Source organism: Streptomyces sp. PsTaAH-137, assembly GCF_003259365.1.
In the GTDB taxonomy this organism is placed as follows: domain Bacteria; phylum Actinomycetota; class Actinomycetes; order Streptomycetales; family Streptomycetaceae; genus Streptomyces.
In genome coordinates, this window is the sequence record NZ_QLLY01000001.1 from 671,607 (window position 1) to 691,511 (window position 19,905).

The 19,905-nt window shown below is 73.0% G+C and carries 23 protein-coding genes; 15 read left to right on the forward strand and 8 right to left on the reverse strand.

Going from position 1 to position 19,905, the window contains the following annotated elements; all coding sequences use genetic code 11:
- The first annotated feature begins 102 nt into the window (after positions 1 to 102).
- Together K377_RS02900 and K377_RS02905 are read left to right on the forward strand one after the other, a co-directional pair.
- Positions 103 to 1,545, forward strand: a complete 1,443-nt coding sequence (locus tag K377_RS02900; protein WP_111661460.1) for an NAD(P)/FAD-dependent oxidoreductase — start codon at positions 103 to 105, stop codon at positions 1,543 to 1,545.
- A 73-nt stretch (positions 1,546 to 1,618) separates the two neighbouring features.
- Complete coding sequence (locus K377_RS02905) at positions 1,619 to 2,074, forward strand: SRPBCC family protein (protein WP_111661637.1); 456 nt, start codon at positions 1,619 to 1,621, stop codon at positions 2,072 to 2,074.
- Here K377_RS02905 and K377_RS02910 read toward each other — a convergent pair.
- Complete coding sequence (locus tag K377_RS02910; RefSeq protein ID WP_111661461.1) at positions 2,071 to 2,748, reverse strand: AIM24 family protein; 678 nt, start codon at positions 2,746 to 2,748, stop codon at positions 2,071 to 2,073. The two genes, K377_RS02905 and K377_RS02910, sit on opposite strands and share 4 nt — an antisense overlap.
- A 280-nt stretch (positions 2,749 to 3,028) precedes the next feature.
- On the opposite strand from K377_RS02910, the gene K377_RS02915 reads away from it, so the two are divergent.
- Both K377_RS02915 and K377_RS02920 read left to right on the forward strand, forming a co-directional pair.
- Positions 3,029 to 3,631, forward strand: a complete 603-nt coding sequence (locus tag K377_RS02915) for a transcriptional regulator (protein ID WP_111661462.1) — start codon at positions 3,029 to 3,031, stop codon at positions 3,629 to 3,631.
- Positions 3,628 to 4,836: an MFS transporter gene (locus K377_RS02920; RefSeq protein ID WP_111661463.1), complete on the forward strand. Its 1,209-nt coding sequence runs from the start codon at positions 3,628 to 3,630 to the stop codon at positions 4,834 to 4,836. The genes K377_RS02915 and K377_RS02920 overlap by 4 nt, the downstream gene beginning before the upstream one ends.
- Here the strand turns inward: K377_RS02920 and K377_RS02925 are convergent.
- The 3 genes from K377_RS02925 to K377_RS02935 form a co-directional block, all read right to left on the reverse strand.
- Positions 4,810 to 6,006 carry a methyltransferase gene (locus tag K377_RS02925; RefSeq protein ID WP_237551869.1) on the reverse strand — a complete coding sequence of 399 codons (1,197 nt, stop codon included), beginning with the start codon at positions 6,004 to 6,006 and terminating at the stop codon, positions 4,810 to 4,812. The genes K377_RS02920 and K377_RS02925 overlap by 27 nt on opposite strands.
- Positions 6,007 to 6,065: 59 nt before the next feature.
- The gene (locus K377_RS02930) at positions 6,066 to 6,356 is read right to left on the reverse strand and encodes a tetratricopeptide repeat protein (RefSeq protein WP_111661639.1); all 291 of its coding nucleotides are present in this window, start codon (positions 6,354 to 6,356) and stop codon (positions 6,066 to 6,068) included.
- A 123-nt stretch (positions 6,357 to 6,479) separates the two neighbouring features.
- Positions 6,480 to 7,730, reverse strand: a complete 1,251-nt coding sequence (locus K377_RS02935) for a helix-turn-helix domain-containing protein (RefSeq protein WP_111661464.1) — start codon at positions 7,728 to 7,730, stop codon at positions 6,480 to 6,482.
- Between the two features lie 318 nt (positions 7,731 to 8,048).
- Between K377_RS02935 and K377_RS02940 the strand changes: the two genes are divergently transcribed.
- The 3 genes from K377_RS02940 to K377_RS02950 all read left to right on the forward strand — a co-directional run bounded on the left by K377_RS02940 (position 8,049) and on the right by K377_RS02950 (position 10,433).
- Positions 8,049 to 9,017: a triacylglycerol lipase gene (locus tag K377_RS02940; protein ID WP_111661465.1), complete on the forward strand. Its 969-nt coding sequence runs from the start codon at positions 8,049 to 8,051 to the stop codon at positions 9,015 to 9,017.
- Positions 9,018 to 9,097: 80 nt separating this feature from the next.
- Positions 9,098 to 9,913, forward strand: coding sequence for an N-formylglutamate amidohydrolase (locus K377_RS02945; RefSeq protein ID WP_111661466.1), 816 nt, complete (start codon positions 9,098 to 9,100; stop codon positions 9,911 to 9,913).
- Entirely contained in the window at positions 9,906 to 10,433 is a 528-nt protein-coding gene (locus K377_RS02950) for a flavoprotein (RefSeq protein ID WP_111661640.1), read from the forward strand. Before K377_RS02945 ends, K377_RS02950 begins: the two co-directional genes overlap by 8 nt.
- Here K377_RS02950 and K377_RS02955 read toward each other — a convergent pair.
- Positions 10,421 to 10,816: a nuclear transport factor 2 family protein gene (locus K377_RS02955; RefSeq protein WP_111661467.1), complete on the reverse strand. Its 396-nt coding sequence runs from the start codon at positions 10,814 to 10,816 to the stop codon at positions 10,421 to 10,423. The two genes, K377_RS02950 and K377_RS02955, sit on opposite strands and share 13 nt — an antisense overlap.
- A gap of 106 nt (positions 10,817 to 10,922) precedes the next feature.
- Here K377_RS02955 and K377_RS02960 point away from each other — a divergent pair, with 106 nt between their 5' ends.
- Together K377_RS02960 and K377_RS02965 are read left to right on the forward strand one after the other, a co-directional pair.
- Complete coding sequence (locus K377_RS02960) at positions 10,923 to 11,489, forward strand: PadR family transcriptional regulator (protein WP_111661468.1); 567 nt, start codon at positions 10,923 to 10,925, stop codon at positions 11,487 to 11,489.
- Positions 11,486 to 12,286: an SGNH/GDSL hydrolase family protein gene (locus tag K377_RS02965; RefSeq protein WP_111661469.1), complete on the forward strand. Its 801-nt coding sequence runs from the start codon at positions 11,486 to 11,488 to the stop codon at positions 12,284 to 12,286. Before K377_RS02960 ends, K377_RS02965 begins: the two co-directional genes overlap by 4 nt.
- Here K377_RS02965 and K377_RS02970 read toward each other — a convergent pair.
- The 3 genes from K377_RS02970 to K377_RS02980 form a co-directional block, all read right to left on the reverse strand.
- Complete coding sequence (locus tag K377_RS02970; RefSeq protein ID WP_111661470.1) at positions 12,267 to 13,430, reverse strand: alpha-hydroxy-acid oxidizing protein; 1,164 nt, start codon at positions 13,428 to 13,430, stop codon at positions 12,267 to 12,269. The two genes, K377_RS02965 and K377_RS02970, sit on opposite strands and share 20 nt — an antisense overlap.
- 72 nt (positions 13,431 to 13,502) lie before the next feature.
- Positions 13,503 to 14,387, reverse strand: coding sequence for an alpha/beta hydrolase (locus K377_RS02975; protein WP_258394959.1), 885 nt, complete (start codon positions 14,385 to 14,387; stop codon positions 13,503 to 13,505).
- Complete coding sequence (locus K377_RS02980) at positions 14,372 to 14,929, reverse strand: quercetin 2,3-dioxygenase (protein ID WP_111661471.1); 558 nt, start codon at positions 14,927 to 14,929, stop codon at positions 14,372 to 14,374. Before K377_RS02980 ends, K377_RS02975 begins: the two co-directional genes overlap by 16 nt.
- A gap of 105 nt (positions 14,930 to 15,034) precedes the next feature.
- Between K377_RS02980 and K377_RS02985 the strand changes: the two genes are divergently transcribed.
- From K377_RS02985 to K377_RS03010, 6 genes are all read left to right on the forward strand, one after another.
- Complete coding sequence (locus K377_RS02985) at positions 15,035 to 15,472, forward strand: MarR family winged helix-turn-helix transcriptional regulator (RefSeq protein WP_111661472.1); 438 nt, start codon at positions 15,035 to 15,037, stop codon at positions 15,470 to 15,472.
- 105 nt (positions 15,473 to 15,577) lie between these two features.
- The gene (locus K377_RS02990) at positions 15,578 to 16,231 is read left to right on the forward strand and encodes a GntR family transcriptional regulator (RefSeq protein WP_111661473.1); all 654 of its coding nucleotides are present in this window, start codon (positions 15,578 to 15,580) and stop codon (positions 16,229 to 16,231) included.
- Positions 16,232 to 16,276: 45 nt separating this feature from the next.
- Positions 16,277 to 17,032, forward strand: a complete 756-nt coding sequence (locus K377_RS02995) for a PIG-L deacetylase family protein (RefSeq protein WP_111661474.1) — start codon at positions 16,277 to 16,279, stop codon at positions 17,030 to 17,032.
- Positions 17,032 to 17,736 carry a 4-carboxy-4-hydroxy-2-oxoadipate aldolase/oxaloacetate decarboxylase gene (locus K377_RS03000; protein WP_111661475.1) on the forward strand — a complete coding sequence of 235 codons (705 nt, stop codon included), beginning with the start codon at positions 17,032 to 17,034 and terminating at the stop codon, positions 17,734 to 17,736. Before K377_RS02995 ends, K377_RS03000 begins: the two co-directional genes overlap by 1 nt.
- On the forward strand, positions 17,733 to 18,842 hold the full coding sequence (locus tag K377_RS03005) for a 4-oxalomesaconate tautomerase (protein ID WP_111661476.1): 1,110 nt from the start codon (positions 17,733 to 17,735) through the stop codon (positions 18,840 to 18,842). Before K377_RS03000 ends, K377_RS03005 begins: the two co-directional genes overlap by 4 nt.
- Complete coding sequence (locus K377_RS03010; RefSeq protein ID WP_111661477.1) at positions 18,839 to 19,792, forward strand: catechol 2,3-dioxygenase; 954 nt, start codon at positions 18,839 to 18,841, stop codon at positions 19,790 to 19,792. The genes K377_RS03005 and K377_RS03010 overlap by 4 nt, the downstream gene beginning before the upstream one ends.
- The last annotated feature ends 113 nt before the right edge of the window (positions 19,793 to 19,905 follow it).

The following is a 19,905-nucleotide window of genomic DNA, read 5'->3' on the forward strand; positions in this document are numbered from 1 at the left end:
CGTAGGGGGCAATGCCTTTGTGCACAACCGTCCGCATGACGGACGTATTCCGCGCCCATACCCATGTGGCCCGCACGCACACCTACGACCACACTGGGCGTCATGACACATGCCACGGATACCACGAATGACCACGCGTACGACGTTGTAGTGCTCGGGGCGGGACCGGTCGGGGAGAACGTCGCCGACCGGGTGCGGGCAGGCGGCCTGAGCGCGGCGATCGTGGAGAGCGAGCTCGTCGGCGGCGAATGCTCGTACTGGGCCTGCATGCCCAGCAAGGCGCTGCTGCGCCCGGTGATCGCGCGGGCCGACGCCCGGCGGGTGCCGGGCCTGCGCCAGGCCGTTCAGGGACCGCTCGACACGGCCGCCGTGCTCGCCCACCGCGACGATTTCACCGCTCACTGGAAGGACGACGGCCAGGTCGGCTGGATCGAGTCCATCGGGGCGGATCTCTACCGGGGCCACGGCCGCCTCGACGGGCCCCGCCGGGTCACGGTGACCGCCGAGGACGGCACGGTGACCGTGCTCACCGCCCGGCACGCCGTCGCGGTCTGCACCGGCACGAGCGCCGCCCTGCCCGACCTGCCGGGACTGCCGGAGATCAAGCCCTGGACCAGCCGGGAGGCGACCAGCGCCGACCGTGCGCCCGGACGTCTGATCGTGGTCGGCGGCGGGGTCGTCGCCGTCGAGATGGCCACGGCCTGGCAGGCGCTCGGCTCGCAGGTCACCCTGCTGGTGCGCGGCGCCGGCGTGCTGGACCGGATGGAGCCGTTCGCCGGGGAGCTGGTCGTCGACGCCCTGCGCGAGGCCGGAGCCGACGTGCGGACGGGCGTGTCGGTCACGGCCGTCGAACGCACGGACGGCACGATCTCGGCCACGCTGACCGACGGGACGGTCCTGGAGGCGGACGAGATCCTGTTCGCGACGGGCCGCGCCCCGCGCACCGAGGACATCGGCCTGGACACGGTCGGTCTCGCCCCCGGCTCCTGGCTGACCGTGGACGACAGCCTCCGCGTCGAGGGCAGCGACTGGCTGTACGCGGTCGGCGACGCCAACCACCGGGCGCTCCTCACCCACCAGGGGAAGTACCAGGCGCGCATCGCGGGCGCCGCGATCACCGCCCGGGCCTCCGGGGTCCCGCTCCTCGAGACCGACCCGTGGGGCGCCCACGCCGCCACCGCCGACCACGCCGCCGTCCCGCAGGTCGTCTTCACCGACCCCGAGGCGGCGAGCGCGGGCCTGACCCTCGCCGAGGCGGAGGCGGCCGGGCACCGCGTCCGCGCCGTCGACTACGACCTGGCGAACGTGGCCGGATCCAGCCTCTACGCGGACGGCTACACCGGCCGCGCCCGCATGATCGTCGACCTGGACCGCGAGGTGCTGCTCGGCGTCACGTTCGTCGGCCCCGGCGTCGGCGAACTCATCCACTCGGCGACCGTCGCGATCGCAGGCGAGGTGCCGATCGAGCGCCTGTGGCACGCGGTGCCGGCGTACCCGACGGTGAGCGAGGTGTGGCTGCGGCTGCTGGAGACGTACCGCGGCTAGGCCGGCCCCGGGTCGGCGGTTGCCGGAGTGGCACCGGGGTCGCACGCTTGTCCTGAGAAGGAGCGTGATCGCCGTGGCCCGCAACCGCCGACTCGTCCTGAGCCCGCCCGCCGAGGTGTGGCGGCTGCTGTCCGACGGCCATCGCTACGGCGAATGGGTGACCGGGAACCAGCAGGTGCTCGCGGTGGACCCGGACTGGCCCGCCGTGGGCACCACGCTGCGGTTCCGGGTCGGCATCGGCCCGCTGACCACCGACGACATCAGCATCGTCCGGATCTGCGAGCCCGGGCAGCGGCTGGAGCTGGAGGCGAAGGCGGAGCCGTTCGGCGCCGCCCGCGTCGCCATGCGGCTGATCCCGTGGGGCGAGCACACGCTGTTCGTCCTCGACTGGCATCCCCTGCGGGGCCCGGGCACCCGGATGCACGGGCTGCCCGTGGACTACCTGGTGAAGGTGCGCAACGGCATGATGCTCACCAAACTGGCGAAGATCGCGGTCGCCGAGCGGTCGGGGAAGGCCCCTGTCCGCTAGTGCTGCTGCGGCTTCTGCGGGGTCGCCTCGCTCGGCCGCACCACCACGAACCCCTCGCCCTCCAGCATGAGTTGGACCGCCTCCCCGGACCCGCCGCGGATCATCGACCCGATGGACTGCGAACGGTGCAGGGAGGTCCGCAGGTCGGCGGTCCAGCCCACGATCGCGTCCGTGTCGACGTACACCGGCTGCTGCGGCGCCACCGGCAGCACCAGCGGATTGCCCTCGCAGACCAGGCCGAGGCGGCCGTGCCCCGTGAACACGCTGTTGAACAGGCCGCCGCCGCTGATGCCGGCGCCCTTCACCGTCTTGATGTCGTAGGACAGCGTGGGGTCGAAGCAGAGCACGTTGCGCCCGTTGACGGTGAACACGTCGCCCGGTTCGAGGTCCACCACGAACACGTTCTGCGCCTCTTGCGCGAACCAGGCCTCGCCTCTGCCCTTCACCTTCATCAGGGGAAGCCCCTCGCCGGTGACGGCCCGCTTCAGCATCCCGCCGACGCCCTGGCCCTTGCGCTCGAACTGCAGATTCCCCCGGTAGGCGATCATCGCCCCCTGCCGCGCCATCATCTCCCCGTCGACGACGTACCGGATCGACTTGGCGTTCTGCACGGACATGCCCGGCGCCACAGCGGCCTGCACCATGAACTCATTCGCGAAAAGATCACCCTTCATCCGGGCATCGTGTCCCGGAGGGAATCGCTCCCACAAGGTGTGCGCGTGATCCATGGTGAACGCCGCCGACGCCCGGGCGTGCAGGCGCACCGGGCGCCGACGACGAGTGAGGTGAGCGGACGGGATAGAGCCCGCTGACTCACCCCGTACTACCGGCCCAAGTCAGCGCGTGGATGCACTTGTTGGGGAAGTTCTTTCGATTTCCCGGACGGCCGATCGCGAAGAAGTGTTCGCGAAGAACTCTTCCCGAACGACTCTTCTCCTTCTACGCTCGGGTGCCATGCGAGAAGCCGCCGACGAACAGCCCCACGACCCGCATGTCCCGCCCGTCGAGGCCGAGTTCACCCTCGACACCGCCGCGCTCCGGGTGCTCGCCCACCCCGTGCGGCTCGCGCTCCTCGACGACCTGCGGCGCCGGGGACCCGCGACCGCACGGCAGTTGGCGCGGCGCTTCGACCTCGACTCCGGGGTCGCCAGCTACCACCTGCGCCGGCTCGCGGCGGGCGGACTCATCGAGGAGGACGTCGAGCGCGGCAATCGGCGGGACCGGTGGTGGCGGGCGCTGCACCGGGCCTCGCAGCACGACCCGGCCGAGCGCGGCGGACCCGAGGGGCGGGACTACGCCCGGGCCGTCGCCCTCGCCGCGGCCGAGAGGCTGCGCGCGGCCGCCGCGCGGACCGTGCCCGCCATGCCCGACGCGTGGTTCGCCGTGTCCGCCTTCAGCGACTTCAGCGTGCGGGTCACGCCCGACGAACTGCACGCGCTGAAAAGCGAGTTGTACGCCGTCGTCGCCCGGTACCGGGACAAGGAGCCCGCGCCCGGCGCCGTGCCTGCCACCGTGCAGTTCCAGGCGTTCCCCTCCGACGAGGCAGCGGGGGCATGACCGCGACGGTGTCCGCGCCGGCCGCCCACCGCGATCCGAACGTGCTGCGCTGGCTCGGCGCCTACACCACATCCGTCACCGGCGATGTCCTCTACATGACCGCCCTCACCTGGGCCGTCGTCGACACCGCCGGACCCGCGCAGGCCGGGTTCGTCCTCGCCGCCGGCGCCGTGCCCCGCGCTCTTCTCATGCTCGGCGGCGGAGTGCTCGCCGACCGGCTCGGGCCGCGCCGGGTGCTCATCGGCAGCGATCTCGCGCGCTGTCTGACCGTGCTCGCCGTGGCCGCCGCCCTCTCCGCGGGCGGTGCCCACCTCGCGGTGCTGTGCGCGCTCGCGGTCTGCTTCGGCGTCGCCGACGCGCTGTTCCTCCCGGCCGTGGGCGCGCTGCCCCCGCGGCTGACCGCGCCCGACCAGCTGACGCGCGTCCAGGGCATGCGGTCCCTCGCGGTGCGGTGCGCCAACACCGCGGGGCCGTTCGCGGCGGGCGCGGCGCTCACCGCGGGCGGTGCGGCAGGGGCGTTCACGGCGGTCGGCGCGCTGTTCGCCGTGTCCCTGGTGCTGCTCGCCCGGCTGCGCGTGCCCGGCGCACCGGAACCGGTCGCGGCCTCCGCCGGGTCCCAACTCCGCGACGGGATCCGCTACTTGGGGAGACACCGTGCCCTCGTGCGGCTCGTCGCCGTCATCGGGCTCGGCGAGATGTGCTTCAGCGGTCCCGTCGGCGCCGCGCTGGTCCTGTTCACCGACGAGCGCGGCTGGCACCCCGGCACCCTGTCGCTGCTGCTCGGCGCGTTCAGCGTGGCGGGCGCGGCGGCGGGCGTCGCGCTCACCCTCGTACGCCGTGTGCCCGCACCGCGTACCCTGCTCGCCGCGAGCCTGGCCCTCACCGGCGGGCTCGTCGCCGCCATCGGGCTCGCCCGCCCGGGACCCGGCGCCGCCGTCGCCCTGTGCGCGCTGCTCGGCGCCGCGAGCGGGGTGCCCATGGTCCTCGGCCACGCCCTCCTCCAGCAGTGGACCGACCCCGGCTACACCGGCCGGGTCACCTCGGTCACCTCGCTGTGCACCCTCGGACTGAGCCCGCTGCTGCTGCCGCTCGCCGGTCTTGTCGCGGCGGCCCGGGGCGCCGGGGTGTTCCTCGCCGGATGCGGCGCGGTGTGCCTGCTGGCCGCCGCGCTCGCCCTGTCACTGCCGGCGGCCCCGCGCCCGTGACGCCTGCTTCACGGCCTTCAGGATCACGAACTTCGGGTCGCCCGCGACCAGTTCACTGGTGCCGAACAGGCGGCGCAGCTTGAGGTGGTAGCCCAGGTGCCGGTTGCCCACCACCCACAGCTCACCGCCCGGCGCCAGCGCGGCACGTGCCTGCGTGAACATGCGCCAGGCCGTCGCGTCGGTCGTCGCCTGGTGGGAGTGGAAGGGCGGGTTGTTCAGGACGAGGTCGACACTGCCGTCCGGGACGCCCTCCAGACCGTCGGCGGCCCGGAAGCGCGCCTCACCCGACGCGTTCTCCCGGTACGTGGCCTCGGCGGACGCCACCGCCTGGTACGACTCGTCGGTGAAGAGGACCTCTGCGTCGGGATGGGTCAGCGCGGCCGTCGTGCCGACCACTCCGTTCCCGCAGCCGAGGTCGACGATCCGTCGGGCGTCCGTGGCCCGCGGCAGGTGCTGGAGGAGGAAGCGGGTGCCGATGTCGAGGTGCTCGGCGCAGAACACCCCTGCGTGATTGACGACCGTGCGGCCCGCGAGTGGGCCGATGTCGTCGGGCAGCGCGTACCGGTGCGGCCAGGGGTTCGGGCCCGGCGTCAGGGACGGATCGGGGGTGGTGAAGATCAGCCGCGCCTTCTTCTCGGCGAGCGAGGTGCGGGTCGGGCCGATGATCCGCTCGAACAGCTGGAGCGTCGAGGTGTGGATCTCCTTGACCATGCCGGTGCCGACGACCACCGTGCCCGCGTGGACGGCGGGCCGCAGCCGGTGCAGCTGGTCCTCCAGGAGCGCCAGGCTCTTCGGGACGCGCACGAGGAGCACGTCCGCCCGGGCCGGCGGGGTGTCCTGCGTGGTCAGCAGGGTCGGCCCCGAGAGGCCGTTGCGCTTGAGGTTGGTCCGCGTGGCCTCCAGGCCGAGGTACGAGTCCGAGATCACCGTCGGCGCGCGGCCGCCCGTCCCCGCGAGGGCCGTGCCCAGGGCGCCCCAGCGGTCCCCGACGACCACGACGGACCCGGACAGGTCGACGCCCTGCTCGGCGAGGTGCTTCAGCAGATAGGCGTCGGCCGCGTCCCAGGCGCGCAGCGGGTCGCGCGGGTCCTCGGGATGGCGGGTGAGGGCCAGGTCGGACCAGGGTGTGGTCAGGACGGGTGCGGGGGCGGCCTTGTCGGTGCGGTTCATCGTCTCGCAAGGCTAGCCGAGGCCCCCGGACCGTCCCGCCTCGGCCGCACCGCCGGTGATCAGTCCTCGGGGAAGTCCCCGGCGAGGGCCGCCGCCATCCGCAGGTGCGGCGCCGCCTCGGTGTCCCGGCCCTGCCGCTCCAGCGTGCGGCCGAGCATCAGCCGGGCGTAGTGCTCCACCGGGTCGCGCTCCACGATGGTGCGCAGCTCGGCCTCGGCGCGCCGCAGTTGCGCCGAGTGGTAGTAGGAGCGGGCCAGCAGCAGACGCGGGGCGACCTGCTCCGGGACCTCGGCGACGAGACCGTCCAGAACCCGGGCGGCGGTCGCGTACTCCTTGGCGTCGAAGAACATCCGCGCCCGCTCCCAGCGCTCCGCGGCCGTTCCGTGCGAGTAGTACTCCTGCTGCTCCACTGTTGCCTCCTTCGCGGCCGTCAACAGGGTGCGCCCCCGGCATATTCCTGGGGCCCGCGCGGCTCAGGCGAGGCCCGCCCGCAGCGCCGCCTCCAGCTCGAAGCGGGCGTCGGGATCGGCGAGCTGGGCGCCGAACAGACGCTGGAGATGGTGCAGCCGCTGCCGGGCGGTCTGCGGGTGGATCGCGAGGCGCTCGGCGAGTTCCGGGGCGCTGCCGTGCGGCGTCTGCAGATGGGCGAGCAGGGTGTGCGAGAGCCGGTCGCGCTGTTTCGGCGTGAGCGCGTCCAGCGGGGCGAGCCGCCGGGCCGCCATGAGCCGGACCAGCGGGGGATCGGCGAGCAGCAGCAGATCCGTGAGCCGCCGGTCGGCGTCGGCGGGCTCGCCCGCCGGGGCGTGGGCGCGCAGCGAGCGGGCCCAGCGCAGGGAGTCGGCGGCCTGCCGCAGCGGCACGACCGGGCCCGTGGCACCCGCGCGGTCCTGCAGCGCCTGCCGCAGCAGGGGGTCGGCGAACAGCTCCGCCGGATCGGGCACCAGCAGGCACGGCGCGGGCCCGTCGAGATCGGCGAGCACCAGCGACGGCAGCCGCAGCCCGTGCGACGGCCTGCCGGGCACGCCCGTGCGCGGACCCGGCCCCGGGCTCAGGGCGACCGCCGCCACCGTCCGTGGCAGCGGCCACTCCGCGTCCCGCGCCGCCTGCCGCAGCACGTCGTCGGGCACGGGGTCCGACCGGGCCGTACGCGGATGCGGGCCGGGGGAGGGGTCGGGCGCGATCAGCAGGGTGAGCAGGCGGTGTCTGCGGCGGCCGAGCGTGCCTGCCGCGTCGGCCTGGGCCCGGGCGTACGCGGCGACGGACGCGGCCGCGATCTCGTCGATGTGCGTGAAGGCGGTCTCCGCGAGCTGCGCCACCGCGTCCGTGGCGAGCGACAGACGGCGGGCGACGCGCACATAGCGCCGCCACGCGACCCGGCCGCCGAGCCGGTACGCGGCCTGCAACGCGTCGAGGCTGCGGCCCTCCGACAACTCGCCGCGGCCCAGGGCCCGGTAGACGGGCAGCCGCTCCGCGTCGAGTTCCCCGCCGCCCTCCTCCACCCGGTCGACGAATTCCGCGAGAGCGGTTTCCACCCCGTTCTGGATGGCGGCGCCGAACTGCCCTGACAACGGGCGGGAGAATTCCGGGATCTGGCGGCGGATTTCATGAATGATCTCGGCGGCAAGGGTGCGGTTCTCCTTGCGGAGTTCCGCCGCGAGCCGCTGCGGAAAGGCCGCCCACGCGCCGCCGAAGCCCGGCGCGCCGGCCGTGCCGGAAGCGTTCATGCCCCACCTCAACTCCCGTCCGTCCCGCCGAGTATGGGCCGTTGTTACTCACGGGTCAAGATGTTGACGGCAAGTCAAATAGCGTCGCCGGTGGGCCGCTCACCAGCGATATCGTGGGCCGTCCGGGTGGGACTACCGGCAAAACACTCATGTGGGTGACACCTTCGGTGGCGGCCGCGAGCCAAATCCTGGCACCGTCCTGCGCGCCTCACGCATCCCTCTGCCCACACCGTTGCCGTGGCCCGGAACTGCTTCTAGCTTCTCGCCGTCCGACGCCGCTATTGGCGCGGTATTCCAGAACAAGGGACGGTACTGGAAATGAGACACACGATTTTCGGCGCGGTAGCCGCGAGCGCCCTTGGGATTTCCGGGCTGCTCGCTCTTGGCGCGCCGAGCGCCTCGGCGGCCGACAGTTCCCGGCCGGTCGAGTACAACTTCACCAGCGGATTCCTCAAGGGATTTCTTCAGGCGGGCCAGGCCCCCGACGGAGCCAACGACTGGGCGTGCCGGCCGAGCGCCGAGCACCCGCAGCCCGTCGTCCTCATCCACGGCACGCTGGAGAACATGAACGACAACTGGCGGGGCGCGGCGCCCCTGCTGGCCAACAACGGGTACTGCGTCTTCGCCTTCAACTACGGCTCCGACAGCGAGACCGGCGCCGTCCAGGGCACCGGTCCCATGAAGGACAGCGCCGCGAAGCTGGGCACCTTCGTCGACAAGGTGCGCGCCGCCACCGGAGCCGCCGAGGTCGACCTGGTCGGGCACTCGCAGGGCGGCGGCCCGATGCCGCGCTACTACCTGAAGAACGACCCGGACGCCGCGGGGAAGGTCGCCAAGCTGATCGGCATCACCCCGTCCAACCACGGCACCACCCTGAGCGGCATCACCGAGCTCGGCAAAGCCCTGCACCTGCTGGAACCGGCCAACGACCTGCTGACCAAGACCAGTCCGGCCCTCGTCGAGCAGGAGATCGGCTCGGACTTCAACAAGCAGCTCGACGCGGGCGGCGACACCGTGCCGGGCGTCGACTACACGGTCATCGCCAGCAAGTACGACGAGGTCGTCACGCCGTACACCAACAGCTACTTGACGGCGGGTCCGGGCGCGACGGTCCGCAACATCCGCGTCCAGGACTCCTGCGCCCTCGACCTCACCGATCACCTCGAAGCCGCGTACGACCCGATCACCCTCACGTACGTGCTGAACGCGCTCGACCCCGCGCACCCGCGCCCGGTGAAGTGCCAGGCCGTGCTTCCGCTCACCGGCCCCGTGGGCCCGGTCCGCTAGGAGGGTGAGCGAACGACGGGGCGGGGCCGTTCGCGGACCCCGCCCCGTGTGGCGCCCGGGGCGCCGGGCAGGCTGGGGTCATGCACACCACGGACGCCGAAGGACCCGCACACCGCCTCCTCCCCGGCGCCCCGCAGTCGCCGGTGATCCTGCACGTGCCGCACGGCTCCCGCACGATCCCGCCGGACGTCCGCTCCGGCATCCTCCTCGGTGACGCGGCCCTGGAGCGGGAGCTGGACCTGATCACCGACGCGCACACCCAGGAGATCGCCGCCCGCGCCGCCCGGGACGCGCCCGTGACACCCTGGCGGTTCGTCAACGAACGCTCCAGGCTGGTCGTCGACCCCGAGCGGTTCCCCGACGAGCGCGAGGAGATGCACGCGGTCGGCATGGGCGCCGTCTACACCCGCACCACCCACCGCGCCCCGCTGCGCGCCGAGCCCGCACCGGACGAAGCCGCCCTGCTCGCCCGCTACTTCGAGCCCTACGCAGAGGCGATGACCCGGGCGGTCGAGGACCGGCTGACCGCGACCGGCCGCGCGGTCGTCATCGACGTGCACTCCTATCCGAGCCGCGCCCTGCCCTACGAACTGCACGGCACCGGCCCCCGCCCGCCGGTCTGCCTCGGCACCGACCCCTTCCACACCCCGGACACGCTCCTCGCCCACGCGCGCACGGCGTTCGCCCCGCTCGGCGAGAGCGGCCTGGACACCCCGTTCGCGGGCACGTACGTTCCCTTGCGCCACTACGGCACGGACCGCCGGGTCACCGCCGTCATGCTGGAACTCCGCCGTGACCTGTACGTGGACGAACCCGTCACCCCGCACCGGGGGCTCGACGCGGTGGTGGCCGCCCTGACCGACCTGATCCGGAAGGTGACCGGTGAACCTGCCTGAACCGCCCGCGAAGGCGCCCTTCCTCTACGTCGTCGTGTGCGCGGCCGGGGCCGCCGACGGCATCGGCAAGCTGATCGGCCCGGCCCAGGAGGCCGGCTGGGACGTCGGGGTGATCGCTACCCCCACGGCGGCCGACGGCTTCTTCGACGTCGAGGCGGTCCGGGCACAGACGGGCCGCCCGGTCAGAGCGGCGTCCCGTCGGCCGGGCACCCCGCGGCCGTTCCCGTCCGCCGACGCCGTCGTGGTCGCCCCCGCCACCTTCAACACCCTCAACAAATGGGCCGCGGGCATCGCCGACACCCTGGCCGTGGCCACGCTCTGCGAGGCCTTCGGCGCGGGTGTGCCGGTCGCCGCCGCCCCCTGCGTCAGCGCGGAACTGGCCCGGCATCCGGCCTACCAGGAGAGCGTGCGCCGGCTGCGGACGATGGGCGTGCGCCTCGCGGACGGCCCGTTCGGCTGGGAGGCGGCGACGGAGCTGCTGGCCGGACTGCGCGCCCGTACGGCACCTCAGGACTCCTGAGCGGCCTCCTGCGCGATCTGGTCGAACTGCGCCGCCATCGCCGCCTGCAACGCGTTCGCCCCCGACAGCGGCCGCACCATGACGGTGAACTCGTCGATCAGCCCCTCGTCGTTCACGTGCAGGAAGTCGCAGCCGGTCAGCTCCCGGTCGCCGACCCGCGCCGCGAAGACGAGCGCGTGATCGCGGCCGCCCGCGTCGTTGATCTCCCGTACGTAGTGGAAGTCCTCGAAGACCCGGGTCACCCCGCGCAGGATCGCCGCGGTGATCGCCTTGCCCGGGTACGGCTTGAAGACCACCGGGCTGGTGAACACGACGTCGTCGGCGAGCAGCGCCTCGATCGCCGCGTGATCGTTCGCCTCCACGGCCTTGCGGAATGCCTCCATGGCGACACCTCTCCTGATTCCCGGGCCACCGGCCCGCCGATCCATCCGTACTCAACTAATTGAATAGGTGTGGATGAAAGTAATCGCATCGCTGTACGGTGTCCAGATGTCTCTCAGATACGCGGTGCTCGCGGCCCTGCTGGAGGGTGAGGCGTCGGGCTACGACCTGGCGAAGATCTTCGACGTGTCCGTGTCGAACTTCTGGGCGGCGACGCCCCAGCAGCTCTACCGGGAGCTGGAGCGGCTCGCCGCCGACGGCCTGATCCGGGCACGCGTCGTGCCGCAGGAGCGCAGGCCGAACAAGCGGCTGTTCACGCTCACCGACGACGGCCGCGCCGACCTCGCCGCCTTCACCACCAAGGAACCGCGCCCCATGGCGGTGCGCGACGAACTGATGGTCAAGGTGCAGGCGTCGGACATCGGCGACACGGCCGCCGTGCGCGCCCACATCGAGGAGCGCATGACGTGGGCGACGGGCAAGCTCGCCCGCTACGAGCGCGTGCGCGCCCACCTTCTCCAGGGCATGACGGAGGAGGAGTTCCTGCGCGACGGCGAGCGGGTCGGCCCGTATCTGACCCTGCTGCGCGGCATCTCCTTCGAGGAGGAGAACCTCCGCTGGGGCCGCCGCGCCCTGGAGATCCTGGACCTGCGCACGGCACGGGCGGAGCGATGAACCCTTCTTCCTCCTCCGCCCCTCCGGCGACCTACCTGCGCTACGTGGCGCTCGGCGACAGCCAGACCGAGGGCGTCGGCGACGGCGACGACACCACCGGGCTGCGCGGCTGCGCCGACCGCCTCGCCGAACGGCTCGCGGAGCTGGACTCCGGGACGCGGTACGCGAATCTCGCGGTGCGCGGCCGCCTCGCCGGGCAGGTCCGCGCAGAGCAGCTCCAGCCCGCGCTCGCCCTGCGCCCCGACCTGGCGACGGTCGTGGCCGGGGTCAACGACCTGATGCGGCCGTCCTTCGACGCCGACGAGACGGCCGGCCACCTGGAGGCCATGTTCGCCGCGCTGACGGAGGCGGGCGCCAAGGTGGCCACGGTGACCTTCCCCGACGTCGGCAGGATGATCCCGGTGGCCCGCCCGCTGGGCGGCCGGATCACCGCGCTCAACGCCCGGATCCGGGTCGCCGCCGAACGCCACGACGTCGCCGTCGCGGAGACCGCGCACGCGCCGGTCTTCATCGACCCGCGGCTGTGGGCTGCCGACCGGCTGCACGCGAGCCCGCTCGGCCACGCCCGGATCGCGGCCGCGGTCGCCGACGCCCTCCACCTGCCCGGCAGCGACGACTCCTGGACCCGGCCGCTGCCCCCGCAGCCGGCCGCGGCCCGCGCGGCGGCGGCCGAACTGCGCTGGCTCGCCTCGTACCTGGGGCCGTGGCTCGGCCGGCGGCTGCGCGGCAGGTCCTCCGGCGACGGGCGCGCCGCCCGCCGCCCGCAGCTGCTACCCGTCAGCCCCGCGGAAGCGTGACCAGGGACTCCGGCGTCAGATCCGCGAGCGTCGGGTAGCCGTCGACGGCCATCGTCAGATCGGCCTCGGCGAGCAGTGAGCGCAGCACGTGCACGATGCCGTCCTCGCCGCCCACGGCGAGCCCGTACGCGTACGGGCGTCCGACGCCGACGGCCGTCGCGCCCAGCGCGAGCGCCTTCACGATGTCGGCGCCCGAGCGGACCCCGGAGTCGAAGAGCACCGGCATGCCGTCGGCCGCCTCGACGACGCCGGGCAGCGCGTCGAGCGCCGCCAGGCCGCCGTTGGCCTGGCGGCCGCCGTGCGTCGAGCAGTAGATGCCGTCCACGCCGCCGTCCCGGGCGCGGCGCACGTCCTCCGGGTGGCAGACGCCCTTCAGGATCAGCGGCAGATCGGTCAGCGACCGCAGCCACGGCAGGTCGTCCCAGGTGAGCGGATTGCCGAAGAGGCCCACCCAGGAGCCGACGACGGCCTGCGGATCGTCGGACGGGGTGAGCTCCTTGAAGCGCGGGTCGGAGGTGTAGTTGGCGAGACAGTGGCCGCGCAGCTGCGGAAAGTTCGCCGTGGACAGGTCGCGCGGGCGCCAGCCCGTCACCCAGGTGTCGAGGGTGACCACGATGCCCTTGTAACCCGCCGCCTCGGCCCGCTTGACCAGGCTCTCCGCGAGCGCCCGGTCGGTCGGCGTGTACAGCTGGAAGAAGCCGGGGGTGTCACCGAACTCGGCGGCCACGTCCTCCAGCGGGTCCACCGTCAGCGTCGACGCCACCATCGGCACCCCGGTGCGCGCCGCGGCCCGCGCCGTGGCCAGATCGCCGTGCCCGTCCTGCGCGCACAGCCCGATCACCCCGACCGGCGCCATGAACAGCGGCGACGCCAGCCGGTGCCCGAAGAGGTCCACGGACAGGTCCCGCTGGGTGGCGCCCACCATCATGCGGGGCATCAGCCCGTAGCGCCCGAACGCCTCCACATTCGCCCGCTGGGTCCGCTCGTCCCCGGCGCCACCGGCCACATACGACCAGATCGACGGCGGCAGCGCCGCCTCGGCCCGCCGCTCCAGCTCGCCGAACTCCATGGGGAGCGTGGGGACGACACCGCGCAGTCCGTCGAGGTAGATCTCGTACTGGTAGTCGCCGAACTGCGGGCTCATGCGGGACCTCTTTCTGCGCGTCGTTGAGGAGCGAGGCCCAATCTGCCAGCAGAAACGCGCCAGGGAAAGAGATCATTTCGCGGTGGTGGCGAACGCCACGGACCGGGTGAGGATCCGCTCGACCGCCTCCTGCTCCAGGCCGTACCAGCCGTGGTCCGCGCCGGGCACCGTGACCAGCTCCACCGGTGCTCCCGCCGCCCGCAGCGCTCCCGCCAGGTCCCGCCCGTGCGAGCAGGCCACCATCGTGTCGGCCTCGCCGTGCACCACCAGGAACGGCGGGGCGTCGCGGTGCACCTGGCGCACGGGGCTCGCGGCGACGGCGGCCTCCGTCACGTCCCCGGGAGCCGCGCCGAGCAGCAGCGCCTCCGGCGTCGCCGGGTCGGCCGGGTCGAACGGCGGGCGCGGCGTCGTCAGATCGGCGGGCCCGTACCAGACCACCGCCCCCGCGAGGCGCGGCTCCCGGTGCGTCAGCGCGAGCAGCGCGGCGAGGTGCCCGCCCGCCGACTCGCCCCACACCACCGTGTGCGCCGGATCGACGCCCAGCTCGGCCGCCCGGACGCCGAGCCAGCGCAGCGCCGCCCGCAGATCCTCCAGCGGGGCGGGGAACGTGGCCTCGCCGCTGAGCCGGTAGTCGGCGCAGGCCACCGCGAGTCCGGCCGCCGCGATCCGCTCGAAGGGCCCGGGTTCCCAGGCGCGTGTGGTCACCCCCATGTCGTCGCGCAGCCCGCGCCGCCACGCGCCGCCGTGCACGAACAGCACCAGGGGAGCGGGGCCCGGGGTGCCGGGCAGCCACAGGTCCAGTTCCAGCGGGCGTGCGCCGTCGGGAACCGCGTACGGCACACCTCGCAACAGCCGTATCCCGCCCGGGCGTTCGGCCGCAGGCGGCAGCGGAGCGACATCGGGGTGCGGGGCGGCGATGAGCGCCCGCAGTTCGCCCGGCGTCACCGGTCGCCCCACTGGTGCTCCGGCAGGAAGCGCACGTCGAACTGCTCGGGCACGGAGGCGAACGTGTGCGGCTCCGGCACGAACGGCATCGCGGGCAGACCGAGGTGGTCGGTCGGCGTGCCCAGTGTCTCGAAGAACCGCTCGAAGGTGCCGCCGGGGCCGGCCGCGACGCCGACGATCTGCGTGTGATGGCGCTCCATGCGATAGGCGTGCGGGCAGTTCTTCGGCACGAACCCGAAGTCGCCCGGTGTCAGCACCCGTTCGCTCTGCTCGCCCTCGGTGTCCTCGACGAAGAGCCGGACCGCGCCCTGGGTCACATAGAACACCTCGTACGTGTCCGCGTGCACGTGCGCCGGGATGATGTCGCCCCTCGGGCCCTCGACCGTGAAGAAGTTGAAGGTGTTCTCCGTCTGCTCGCCGCCCGCGTAGACCGTGATCAGATCCCCGAACAGATGGGCGCGGTCGCCCTCGCCCTTCTCGATGACGTACGGCTTCGACGGGTCGGCCGGGATGCGCGAGGCGGCGCGGTACCGCGTCGCGAACTCCATGGTCATGTCTGTCCACCCTCCTCGTGTCAGGCTGCCTGACGATCGACGTCAGGTAGCCTGACACGAGCTGCGGGTGGTGGGCAAGAGCCGCCCACGAGGTGCGAGGAAGCCATGACCGAGGCCCGACGCGATCTGCCCCAACTCCTCGGGGAGGCCCGGCGCTGGTTCGAGGACGGCCTGCTGGCCGCGCTGGAGGCGGGCGGGGTGCCGGCCGTCACTCCGGCGCAGGTGCAGCTCTTCGCCGCGCTCGGCGCCGAGGGCGCCACCGTCGCCGAGCTCGCCCGGCGCGTGGGCGTCACCCGGCAGACCGTCCACCAGGCCGTGCGCTCACTGATCGCCGCGGGCCTGCTGGAGCAGATCCCCGATCCGGCCTCCGCGCGGCAGCGCCTCGTGCGGCGCACACCCGCCGGGCGGTACGCCCACGACCGGGCCCGCCGCGCACTCGGCCGCCTGGAGGCGCGGCTCGCCGAACGGATCGGCGAGGAGGCGCTGGCCGCGCTGCGCTCCGCGCTGGAGGCGCCCTGGGGGGACCCGCCCGGCCGTCGCTGACCCTCCCCGGCCCGCCGAAATGGGCGCCCACCTGTGCAAACAAAATCGTTGACAATTCTGTTCGCCTAGATTTAGCGTCGACAGGCACTCACTCAGGGAGGGCAGATGCCGAAGGAAGCCCGTCCAGGCTCCGGAGAGCAGGCCAAGCAGTACGCGCTGGAGCGGCTCCGGCAGTCGATTCTGCGCGGCGAGATGGCACCGGCGCAGCGGCTGGTGGAGAACGAACTCGCCGAGCAGTACGACGTCACCCGCGCCAGTATCCGCGCCGCACTGCTCGACCTCGCCGCCGAAGGACTGGTCGAGCGGATCCGCAACCGCGGGTCGCGAGTGCGCGTGGTCACGGTGCAGGAGGCCGTGGAGATCACGGAGTGCCGGATGGCGCTGGAGGGACTGTGCGCGGCCAAGGCCGCCGAGGTCGCCACCGACGCCCAGCTCGACGAGCTGACCGATCTGGGCACCGCCATGTCCAAGGCGGTCGCCGAGGGCGATCCGATCACGTACTCCGAGCTCAACCACGACCTGCACGCCCGGATCCGGGACATCTCCGGCCAGCAGACGGCCGTCGGTCTCCTGGAGCGGCTCAACGCCCAACTCGTGCGCCATCGGTTCCAGTTGGCGCTGCGTCCGGGGCGTCCGCAGCAGTCCCTGAGTGAGCACCTGGCGGTGATCGAAGCGATCCGCGCCAGGGATCCGCAAGCGGCCGAGACGGCCGTTCGCGCCCACCTCAGCAGCGTGATCGCCGCCCTGCGCGACGACTGAACCGCTCCTGGGGCAGGCGCACACCTGTCACCGAGGAGATGCAGCATGACCAACGGCCAGGGCGCGCCCGCCGCCACCCCACGTTCGACACTGGTGATCACCGCGCACGCCGGGGACTTCGTGTGGCGGGCCGGCGGGGCCATCGCGCTCGCCGCCGCCCGCGGCGAGCAGGTCACCATCGCGTGCCTGACGTTCGGCGAGCGCGGAGAGTCCGCCAAGGCCTGGCGGGAGGGGAAGAAGCTCGACGAGATCAAGGCGCTGCGGCGCGACGAGGCGGAGCGCGCGGCCGCCGAACTCGGCGCTCAGGTCCGCTTCTTCGACGCCGGTGACTACCCGCTGCTCGCGACCGCCGAGCTGACCGACCGGCTCGTCACGGTCTACCGCGAGACCCAGCCCGACGTCGTGCTCACGCACCCGGCCGACGACCCGTACAACGGCGACCACCCGGCCGCCCACCGGATGGCCCTGGAGGCCCGCGTCCTCGCGCAGGCCATCGGCTACCCCGGCGAGGGCGAGATCATCGGCGCCCCGCCCGTCTTCTACTTCGAGCCGCACCAGCCGGAGATGAGCGGCTTCAAGCCCGAGGTCCTCCTCGACATCACCGAGGTCTGGGACACCAAGCGCGCGGCCATGGAGTGCCTGGGCGCGCAGCGGCACCTGTGGGACTACTACACCGATCTCGCCGTGCGCCGCGGGGTCCAGCTGAAGCGGAACGCCGGGCCCAACCTGGGGCTCGCCCACACCACCATGGCCGAGGCGTACATGCGCCCGTACCCGCAGATCGCGAAGGAGCTCGCCTGATGCCCGGCATCATCGTCACCGACCCGCCCAAGGCCGAGGCCGAGGACGTCGAGGCGCTCGCCGGGTACGGCGTCGCCACCGTCCACGAGGCGATGGGCCGCACCGGACTGCTCGGCCACCACCTGCGCCCCAACCAGCGGGACACCCGCGTCGCGGGCACCGCCGTGACCGTGCTGTCCTGGCCCGGCGACAACCTCATGATCCACGCGGCGGTGGAACAGTGCGGCGAGGGCGACATCCTCGTCGTCACCACCACGTCGCCCTCCACCGACGGCATGTTCGGCGAGCTCTTCGCGACCGCCCTGAAGCGGCGCGGAGTGCGCGGCATCGTCACCAACGCCGGTATCCGCGACACCGCCGAGCTGCGGGAGATGGGTTTCCACGCCTGGTCGGCAGCCGTCTCCGCGCAGGGCACGGTGAAGGCCACCGGCGGCAGCGTCAACGTGCCCGTCGTGATCGGCGGGGAGACGGTCCGTCCCGGTGACGTGATCGTCGCCGACGACGACGGCGTGGTGGTCGTCCCGCGCGAGCGCGCCCAGGAGGCCGCCGCCAAGTCGCAGGCCCGCGAGGACAAGGAGGCCGCCACCCGCGCCGCCTTCATCGAGGGACAGCTCGGCCTGGACCGGTACGGGCTGCGGGAGACCCTGCGGGATCTCGGGGTCGAGTACCGGACGTACGAGGAGCACACCGGAGCCGGCGCGTGACCGGCCCCGCCCAGGTGCGCTGCATGCTGATGCGCGGCGGCACCTCCAAGGGCGCGTATTTCCTCGCCGACGACCTGCCCGCCGAACCCGCCGACCGGGACGCTCTGCTGCTGCGCGTCATGGGCAGCCCCGACCCGCGCCAGATCGACGGACTCGGCGGGGCGCACCCCCTGACGAGCAAGGTGGCGGTGGTGTCCGCGTCGGCCGACCCCGAGGCCGATGTCGACTACCTCTTCCTCCAAGTCGGCGTGGAGAAGCCTGAGGTGTCGGACCGTCAGAACTGCGGCAATCTGCTCGCGGGCGTGGGCCCGTTCGCCGTCGAACGCGGCCTGGTGCCCGCCGGGCCGGGGGAGACCTCCGTGCGGATCCGTATGGTCAACTCCGGTGACCGTGCCACGGCGACCTTCCCGACGCCCGGCGGCCACGTCGACTACACGGGCGACGCGGAGATCTCCGGAGTCCCCGGTGCCGCGGCCGCCGTCGTGATCGAATTCCCGCCGGGGGAGAGCGCGTTGCTGCCCACGGGCCGGGCGCGCGACACCGTCGCCGGCGCCGAGGTCACCTGCGTCGACAACGGCATGCCGACCGTCCTGATCCCCGCCGACGCCCTGAAGGTCACCGGATACGAGACGCCCGAGGAGCTGGAAGCGGACGAGGAGCTGGCCGTCCGGCTGCACGACATCCGGCTCGCGGCAGGGGAGTTGATGGGACTCGGCGACGTCACGACCGCCACCGTCCCCAAACTGACCCTGCTCGCCCCGCCCCGGCACGGCGGCGCCGTCGCCACCCGTACCTTCATCCCCGTCCGCTGCCACACCTCCATCGGCGTGCTCGGCGCCGCGAGCGTGGCCGCGGGCATCCGGATCGACGGCAGCGTGGCCGCCGGGATCGCGGCGCCGCCCGCCGAGGGCGACCGGTTGCGCATCGAACACCCCACGGGATTCACCGACATCGAGAGCAGCCTCGGCGTCTCCGCCGACGGCGGCCCCGCACCCCGCCGCACCGCCGTGGTCCGCACGGCCCGCAAGATCTTCGACGGCACCGTCTTCCCCAGGTCCGCCACGACGGCGCCCCTGCCCGCCCCGACCTCAGGAGGTCAACGATGACTCCGCCCCTCGGCGACATCGCCCACATCGGCCACGCCCAGCTGTTCACCCCGGACCTGGACGCCTCCGTCGCCTTCTTCACCGACTTCCTGGGTCTCACCGTCAACGGGCAGGACGGCGACACCGTCTACCTGCGCACGTTCGACGACTACGAGCACCACAGCCTGGTCCTCACCGCCCGCGACCGGCCCGGACTCGGCCGGCTGGCGCTGCGCACCTCCAGTGAGGAGGCCCTGCACCGGCGCGTCCGGGCGGTCGAGGAGGCGGGCGGCAGCGGCCACTGGGCCGAGGACGAGCCGGGCCTCGGCAAGCTCTACGTCACCACCGACCCCGACGGCCACGAACACGCCCTGTACTGGGAGAGCGAGCACTACCGGGCACCGGACGAGCTGCAGCCGGCCCTGAAGAACCAGCCGCAGGCCAAGCCCAACCGGGGCGTCGGCGTCCGCCGCCTGGACCACGTCAACTTCCTCGCCGCCGACGTCCTCGCCAACGCCGAGTTCCAGCAGAACGTCCTCGGTGCCCGCCCCACCGAGCAGATCAGGCTCGACACCGGCCGGGTGGCGGCGCGCTGGCTGACGTACACGAACAAGTCCTACGACGTCGTCTACACCGAGGACTGGACCGGCAGCGAGGGCAGGCTGCACCACATCGCCTTCGCCGCGGACACCCGCGAGGACATCCTGCGCGCCGCCGACCTGGCCATCGACACCGGCGTCTTCATCGAGACGGGCCCGCACAAGCACGCCATCCAGCAGACGTTCTTCCTCTACGTCTACGAACCCGGCGGCAACCGTATCGAGCTCTGCAACCCGCTCACCCGGCTCGTGCTCGCCCCCGACTGGCCGCTCATCACCTGGACCGAGGCCGAGCGCGCCAAGGGCCAGGCGTGGGGCTTGAAGACCATCCAGTCGTTCCACACCCACGGCACCCCGCCGGTCCAGGGCTGACCTGCGCCTTCCGGCCCCGGGGAGCGCCACGTTCCACCGGGGCCGAAATGTTTCCTGGGATTGTCAACAAAAGTGTTGACGAGAGGGCCGGGACTTCTTAGCGTCTACGCCAC

Bases quoted from the DNA above. Each gene is read 5' to 3' on its own strand.
- K377_RS02900 (WP_111661460.1), top strand. From the start codon at position 103: ATGACACATGCCACGGATACCACGAATGACCACGCGTACGACGTTGTA.
- K377_RS02910 (WP_111661461.1), bottom strand. From the start codon at position 2,748: ATGAAGGGTGATCTTTTCGCGAATGAGTTCATGGTGCAGGCCGCTGTG.
- K377_RS02915 (WP_111661462.1), top strand. From the start codon at position 3,029: ATGCGAGAAGCCGCCGACGAACAGCCCCACGACCCGCATGTCCCGCCC.
- K377_RS02920 (WP_111661463.1), top strand. From the start codon at position 3,628: ATGACCGCGACGGTGTCCGCGCCGGCCGCCCACCGCGATCCGAACGTG.
- K377_RS02925 (WP_237551869.1), bottom strand. From the start codon at position 6,006: ATGAACCGCACCGACAAGGCCGCCCCCGCACCCGTCCTGACCACACCC.
- K377_RS02930 (WP_111661639.1), bottom strand. From the start codon at position 6,356: ATGTTCTTCGACGCCAAGGAGTACGCGACCGCCGCCCGGGTTCTGGAC.
- K377_RS02935 (WP_111661464.1), bottom strand. From the start codon at position 7,730: ATGAACGCTTCCGGCACGGCCGGCGCGCCGGGCTTCGGCGGCGCGTGG.
- K377_RS02940 (WP_111661465.1), top strand. From the start codon at position 8,049: ATGAGACACACGATTTTCGGCGCGGTAGCCGCGAGCGCCCTTGGGATT.
- K377_RS02945 (WP_111661466.1), top strand. From the start codon at position 9,098: ATGCACACCACGGACGCCGAAGGACCCGCACACCGCCTCCTCCCCGGC.
- K377_RS02955 (WP_111661467.1), bottom strand. From the start codon at position 10,816: ATGGAGGCATTCCGCAAGGCCGTGGAGGCGAACGATCACGCGGCGATC.
- K377_RS02960 (WP_111661468.1), top strand. From the start codon at position 10,923: ATGTCTCTCAGATACGCGGTGCTCGCGGCCCTGCTGGAGGGTGAGGCG.
- K377_RS02965 (WP_111661469.1), top strand. From the start codon at position 11,486: ATGAACCCTTCTTCCTCCTCCGCCCCTCCGGCGACCTACCTGCGCTAC.
- K377_RS02970 (WP_111661470.1), bottom strand. From the start codon at position 13,430: ATGAGCCCGCAGTTCGGCGACTACCAGTACGAGATCTACCTCGACGGA.
- K377_RS02980 (WP_111661471.1), bottom strand. From the start codon at position 14,929: ATGACCATGGAGTTCGCGACGCGGTACCGCGCCGCCTCGCGCATCCCG.
- K377_RS02985 (WP_111661472.1), top strand. From the start codon at position 15,035: ATGACCGAGGCCCGACGCGATCTGCCCCAACTCCTCGGGGAGGCCCGG.
- K377_RS02990 (WP_111661473.1), top strand. From the start codon at position 15,578: ATGCCGAAGGAAGCCCGTCCAGGCTCCGGAGAGCAGGCCAAGCAGTAC.
- K377_RS02995 (WP_111661474.1), top strand. From the start codon at position 16,277: ATGACCAACGGCCAGGGCGCGCCCGCCGCCACCCCACGTTCGACACTG.
- K377_RS03000 (WP_111661475.1), top strand. From the start codon at position 17,032: ATGCCCGGCATCATCGTCACCGACCCGCCCAAGGCCGAGGCCGAGGAC.
- K377_RS03010 (WP_111661477.1), top strand. From the start codon at position 18,839: ATGACTCCGCCCCTCGGCGACATCGCCCACATCGGCCACGCCCAGCTG.